Source organism: Stenotrophomonas sp. FR024 (genome assembly GCF_047500745.2).
GTDB classification, from domain to species: Bacteria; Pseudomonadota; Gammaproteobacteria; order Xanthomonadales; family Xanthomonadaceae; genus Stenotrophomonas; species Stenotrophomonas maltophilia_A.
In genome coordinates, this window is sequence record NZ_JAXAXM020000003.1 from 332,874 (window position 1) to 339,188 (window position 6,315).

The window sequence follows — 6,315 nt, forward strand, 5'->3', positions numbered from 1 at the left end:
CCCGACGCTGCAAAGCATGAGGCCGCCGAAAGGCGGCCTTTTGCGTTGGCAGTCAGCGCGAGTGCCGTGTGCGGTAGGCCTGCAGCACCTGGTCGATCACCGCACTGGTGCGGGCGGCGCTGATGCCGTTGGATGGTGAGTGGCCGCTGCCGCGCAGCTCATCCACCAGAGTGGCGATCAACGGCTGCTGGATCGACGGCGGGTTCGGGATGTCGAACGCCTGCACGCCCGCTTCCGTCTCCAGAACCACTGGAACGTCCTCGAAGGTGGCAAAGCGCAGTTGTCCGCGATCGCCGGTGATTTCGATTTCATCCTGGCGGCGGAACGCGCAGAAACTCCATTGCGCGATGCCGTGCGCCCCCGTCCCGGTGCGGAAGCACATCGAAACGCTGTCCTCGGCGGCGTAGGCGCCGGTCAACGAGCTGGCCAGGCCACGCACATCGCTCAGCGGCCCCAGCAGATGATCCAGCAGGTCCAGGGTGTGCGAGCCCAGATCGACGAACAGCCCGCCGCCGGCGATCGCCGGGTTGGTCCGCCAGAAGTCCGGCGATGCAGCGTTCGCCGAATGCGGCCGGTGCAGGGTGGCGTGCACGCTGCGCGGCGTGCCGATCGTGCCGCTGTCCAGCAGCCGCTTCACCTGCGCGAAGCGGGGCAGGGCGCGGCGGTAGTAGGCCACGAACACCGGCACGCCACTGCGCGCGCTGGCTTCAATGATGCGCTGGCACTCGCCGTGATCCATGGCCATCGGCTTTTCGATGTAGACCGGCTTGCCCGCGGCAATCGCCTGCAATGCGTAGTGCATGTGCGTGGAGGGCGGCGTCGCAACGTAGATCGCGTTCACTTCCGGGTCGGCGATGAGTGCATCGGCGTCCGCGTACCAGCGGGGAATCGCATGGCGCCGCGCATAATCCTCGGCCAATGCCGCATTGCGGCGCATGACCGCGGCCACCCGTGAGCCCGGCGTGTTGGCCAGGGCCGGCCCGCTCTTCTTCTCGGTGACGCTGCCGCAGCCGATGAAGCCCCACACCACGTTGTCCAGGATCATGGGTCCGTCCTCAGATGAGTGTCGCGGTGGTGGCAGCAGCTCTACTCACGCTTCGGGCAGCGGCTCGGGCACCGTTCCGGGCACGAACACGCCTTCTTTCACGTAGGCGGCCAGGGTCATGTCCAGCGCAAGCATGCCGTCGCGCTTGAGGTCCATCAGTTCCGGTTCGACCATCGCGCCATGCAGTACGCCCAGCACAGTGGCGTGCAGCATGCGCGCGGCGATCTTCGGGTCCGCGCCTTCGCGCAGCTGGCCCAGGTCCTGGGCCCGGCGCAGGGCGCGCTCCATCCGGTCCAGCGCGTCGCGGAAGCCGGCCTGCTGCATTTCGGTCAGCACCTTGGTATCGGCCGAGGCGTCGCTGCGCAGCATGATCTCCATGGTCTTGCGCAGGCGTTCGTCCTCGGACAGCTCGATGAACGAGTGGATCATCACTGCGCGCAGGTCGTGCACCGGTGTGTCGCGCTGGTCGGTGGAGGTGCGCTCCAGTTCCTGCATGAAGGGCAGGTGCACCCGTTCGACGATCGCGGCCAGCACCTCGCTCTTGTTCTTGAAGTGCCAGTACACCGCGCCACGGGTATAGCCGGCGCGGGCACCGATCATCTCCAGCGTGGTACGGGCCACGCCGTGTTCATGGAAGCAGGCTTCGGCGGCGTCAAGGATGCCTTCCCGGGTTGCCTGGGTGTCCTCTTTGGTCTTGCGGGCCATGGGTGTGGGTACGAGTGCGGGTGAAACGTGGCTGAATTGTACCGGTTTACAAACAAACAAGCATGTATGTATATTTCGCACCCATCATTCCCGTCGTGTGCGTGGCAGGCCCGTCCGGCTCCCACTCCACCCGGGTGGGCGCTGTTCGCACGGTCTTCACCTTCGCTGGTGGAGGGTCCGCCGTATCAGCGCTGGCTGAGACCCTTTCCTTCAAGAGCCTTTCCGTCATGTTGCTGAGCCGAATCCGACCCTTTGTACTGTCGCTGGCCATCGCCGCAGCCGTGGCTGCCTGCGGCGGCCAACCCCAGGCCCCCGAGCAGGGCCCGGGTGACGTCACCGTGGTCACGCTGAAGTCCGAGACCGTGGGCCTGACCCGCGAACTGCCGGGCCGTACCAACGCCTTCCTGGTCGCCGAAGTGCGCCCGCAGGTCAACGGCATCGTTGCCAAGCGCCTGTTCACCGAAGGCGGCATGGTCAAGGCCGGCGAGCCGCTCTACCAGATCGAGGACGCCAGCTACCGCGCCCAGGCCAACAGCGCCCGCGCCCAGCTGGCCCGCGCCGAAGCCACGGCCAACGCCGCGCGCCTGAGCGCCAAGCGCATCACCGAGCTGGCCAAGGTCGACGCGGTCAGCCAGCAGGACCTGGAAAACGCCGTGGCCGCGCAGAAGCAGGCCGAGGCCGACGTCGGTGCCGCCAGGGCCTCGCTGGACGCGGCCAACGTCACCCTCGGCTATGCCCGCATCACCGCGCCGATCAGCGGCCGCATCGGCAAGTCCAGCGTTACCCAGGGTGCGCTGGTCAGCGCCGGCCAGGCCAATGCACTGGCTACCGTGCAGCAGCTGGACCCGATCTACGTCGACCTGACCCAATCCTCGGCCGAGCTGCTGCAGCTGCGCCGCGAACTGGCTGCCGGCCGCCTGCAGGACAACCAGACGCTGCCGGTCAGCATCCTGATGGAAGACGGCAGCACCTTCGAGCACAAGGGCACGCTGGAGTTCTCTGAAGTGAGCGTCGATCCAGCCACCGGCAGCTTCGGCCTGCGCGTGAAGGTGGACAACCCGGACGGCCTGCTGATGCCGGGCACCTACGTGCGCGCGGTGATCGGCGGCGGCGTGCGCAGCGATGCGGTGCTGGTGCCGATGCAGGGCATCGCCCGCGACCCGAAGGGCGACACCACCGCGATGGTGGTCGGCAAGGACAACAAGGTCGAGGTGCGCCCGGTCAAGGTCAGCCGCACGGTCGGCGACAAGTGGCTGGTCGAGGACGGCCTGAAGGCCGGCGACAAGGTCATCGTCGAAGGCCTGCAGAAGATCGGCCCCGGCATGCCGGTCAAGGCCACCGAGAAGGGCGCTGCTCCGGCCAAGCCGGCAGCGGCCGCCCAGCCTGCCGCCCCGGCCGGCGACGCGAAGTAAGCGGAGAACCCCATGGCACGCTTTTTCATCGATCGACCCATCTTCGCGTGGGTGATCGCCATCATCATCATGCTCGCCGGCGGCCTGGCCCTGTTCAAGCTGCCGGTCTCGATGTACCCCAACGTCGCACCGCCGGCGGTGGAAATCAGCGCCACCTACCCGGGTGCATCGGCCAAGGTGGTCGAGGACTCGGTGACGCAGATCATCGAGCAGAACATGAAGGGCCTTGATGGTCTGATCTATTTCTCCTCCAACAGCTCGTCCAACGGCCAGGCCACCATCACCCTGACCTTCGAGAGCGGCACCAACCCGGACATCGCCCAGGTGCAGGTGCAGAACAAGCTGCAGCTGGCCATGCCGCTGCTGCCGCAGGAAGTGCAGCGGCAGGGCATCAACGTGGCCAAGTCCAGCTCGGGCTTCCTGAACGTCATCGCGTTCGTGTCCGAGAACGGCAGCATGGACGCCAACGACATCGCCGACTACGTCGGTTCCAATGTCGTCGATCGCCTGAGCCGCGTGCCGGGCGTGGGCAACATCCAGGTGTTCGGTGGCAAGTACGCCATGCGCATCTGGCTGGATCCGAACAAGCTGCATACCTATGGCCTGTCGGTTGCGGAAGTGACCGCAGCGATCAAGGCACAGAACGCGCAGGTGGCCATCGGCCAGCTTGGCGGTGCACCGTCGATCAAGGGCCAGCAGCTCAACGCCACCATCAACGCGCAGTCGCGCCTGCAGACCCCGGAGCAGTTCCGCAACATCATCGTGCGCGGTGCGCAGGACGGTGCCGAGCTGCGCCTGGGGGATGTCGCCCGCGTCGAGCTGGGTGCCGAGTCCTACGACTTCGTCACCCGCTACAACGGCCAGCCGGCCAGCGGCCTGGCGGTCACCCTGGCCACCGGCGCCAACGCGCTGGATACCGCGGCCGGCGTGGATGCCGCGCTGCAGGACATGAAGAGCTTCTTCCCGGCCGGCCTGAAGGCCGAGATCCCGTACGACACCACCCCGTTCGTGCGCGTGTCGATCAAGGGCGTGGTGCAGACCCTGATCGAAGCGATCGTGCTGGTGTTCGTGGTGATGTACCTGTTCCTGCAGAACTTCCGCGCCACCCTGATCCCGACCATCGCCGTGCCGGTGGTGCTGCTGGGTACCTTCGGCGTGCTGGCGATGCTGGGCTTCTCGGTGAACATGCTGACCATGTTCGCGATGGTGCTGGCGATCGGCCTCCTGGTGGACGATGCCATCGTGGTGGTGGAGAACGTCGAGCGCATCATGTCCGAGGAAGGACTGTCGCCGCTTGAGGCCACCCGCAAGTCGATGGGCCAGATCACCGGTGCGCTGGTGGGTATCGGCCTGGTGCTGTCGGCGGTGTTCGTGCCGATGGCCTTCATGAGCGGCTCCACCGGCGTGATCTACCGCCAGTTCTCGGCCACGATCGTTTCGGCGATGGCGCTGTCGGTGCTGGTCGCGATCGTGCTGACCCCGGCGCTGTGCGCGACCATGCTCAAGCCGCTGAAGAAGGGTGAGCACCACGTCGCACACAAGGGCTGGTCCGGTCGATTCTTCAATGGTTTCAACCGCGGCTTCGACCGCACCAGCGAAAGCTACCAGCGCGGTGTGCGCGGCATCATCCACCGTCCGTGGCGCTTCATGGGCATCGTGGCGGCACTGTTCGTGCTGATGGGCGTGCTGTTCGTGCGCCTGCCCAGCTCGTTCCTGCCCAACGAAGACCAGGGCGTGCTGATGGCGCTGGTGCAGGCGCCGGTCGGTGCCACCCAGGAACGTACGCTGGAATCGATCGCGGCACTGGAAAACCACTTCCTGCAGAACGAGAAGGATGCGGTGGACTCGGTGTTCTCGGTGCAGGGCTTCAGCTTCGCCGGTATGGGCCAGAACGCGGGCATGGCATTCGTCAAGCTGAAGGACTGGAGCGAGCGTGACGCCGACAATGGCGTGATGCCGATCACCGGTCGCGCGATGGCGGCACTGGGCCAGATCAAGGATGCCTTCATCTTCGCCTTCCCGCCGCCGGCCATTCCGGAACTGGGTACCGCTTCGGGCTACACCTTCTTCCTGAAGGACAACAGCGGCCAGGGCCACGAGGCACTGGTGGCCGCGCGCAACCAGCTGCTGGGCCTCGCCGCCGGCAGCAAGAAGCTGGCCAACGTGCGCCCGAACGGGCAGGAAGACACGCCGCAGTTCCGCATCGACATCGATGCAGCCAAGGCGACCTCGCTGGGGCTGTCGATCGACCAGATCAACGGTACCTTGGCCGCCGCATGGGGCAGCTCGTACATCGACGACTTTGTCGATCGTGGCCGCGTCAAGCGTGTGTTCGTGCAGGCCGACCAGCCGTTCCGCATGGTGCCGGAGGACTTCGATCTCTGGTCCGTGAAGAACGACAAGGGCGAGATGGTGCCGTTCAGCGCGTTCGCCACCAAGCACTGGGACTATGGTTCGCCGCGCCTGGAACGCTACAACGGTGTGTCGGCCATGGAAATCCAGGGCGAACCGGCCCCGGGTGTCGCGTCCGGTGATGCCATGGCCGAGATCGAACAGCTGGCCAAGCAGCTGCCGGCGGGCTTCGGCATCGAGTGGACGGCGATGTCCTACCAGGAACGCCAGGCCGGCTCGCAGACGCCGCTGCTGTACACGCTGTCGCTGATGATCGTGTTCCTGTGCCTGGCCGCGATGTATGAAAGCTGGAGCGTGCCGACCGCGGTGCTGCTGGCGGCCCCGCTGGGTATCCTCGGCGCGGTGCTGGCCAACACCTTCAAGGGCCTGGAGCGCGACATCTACTTCCAGGTGGCGATGCTGACCACGGTGGGCCTGACCAGCAAGAACGCGATCCTGATCGTCGAGTTCGCCAAGGAAAACCTGGAGAAGGGGGCCAGCCTGATCGAGTCGATCATGCACGCCGTGCGCGACCGCTTGCGCCCGATCGTGATGACCTCGCTGGCCTTCGGCATGGGCGTGGTGCCGCTGGCAATCTCCACCGGTGCCGGCTCCGGTGCCAAGCAGGCGATCGGCACCGGTGTGCTCGGCGGCATGATCGTCGGTACCGTGCTCGGCGTGTTCTTCGTGCCGCTGTTCTTCGTGGTGGTGCAGCGCGTGTTCAAGCGCAAGTCCACGACGTGACCTGAAACGGTAGTGCCG

4 protein-coding genes are annotated in these 6,315 nt (G+C 66.3%); 2 read left to right on the forward strand and 2 right to left on the reverse strand.

Annotated elements, in window-relative coordinates; genetic code table 11:
* Window positions 1–52: 52 nt before the first annotated feature.
* Together ACMZ91_RS05625 and smeT are read right to left on the reverse strand one after the other, a co-directional pair.
* Window positions 53–1,045, reverse strand: coding sequence for a Gfo/Idh/MocA family protein (locus ACMZ91_RS05625; RefSeq protein ID WP_149908686.1), 993 nt, complete (start codon window positions 1,043–1,045; stop codon window positions 53–55).
* A 45-nt stretch (window positions 1,046–1,090) separates the two neighbouring features.
* A complete protein-coding gene (smeT, locus tag ACMZ91_RS05630) occupies window positions 1,091–1,750 on the reverse strand; it encodes an efflux transporter SmeDEF transcriptional repressor SmeT (protein ID WP_032129009.1) in 660 nt (219 codons plus the stop codon).
* Between the two features lie 227 nt (window positions 1,751–1,977).
* Between smeT and smeD the strand changes: the two genes are divergently transcribed.
* Together smeD and smeE are read left to right on the forward strand one after the other, a co-directional pair.
* Entirely contained in the window at window positions 1,978–3,162 is a 1,185-nt protein-coding gene (gene smeD / locus ACMZ91_RS05635) for a multidrug efflux RND transporter periplasmic adaptor subunit SmeD (RefSeq protein ID WP_414577234.1), read from the forward strand.
* A 12-nt stretch (window positions 3,163–3,174) separates the two neighbouring features.
* On the forward strand, window positions 3,175–6,297 hold the full coding sequence (smeE, locus tag ACMZ91_RS05640) for a multidrug efflux RND transporter permease subunit SmeE (protein WP_125893437.1): 3,123 nt from the start codon (window positions 3,175–3,177) through the stop codon (window positions 6,295–6,297).
* The last annotated feature ends 18 nt before the right edge of the window (window positions 6,298–6,315 follow it).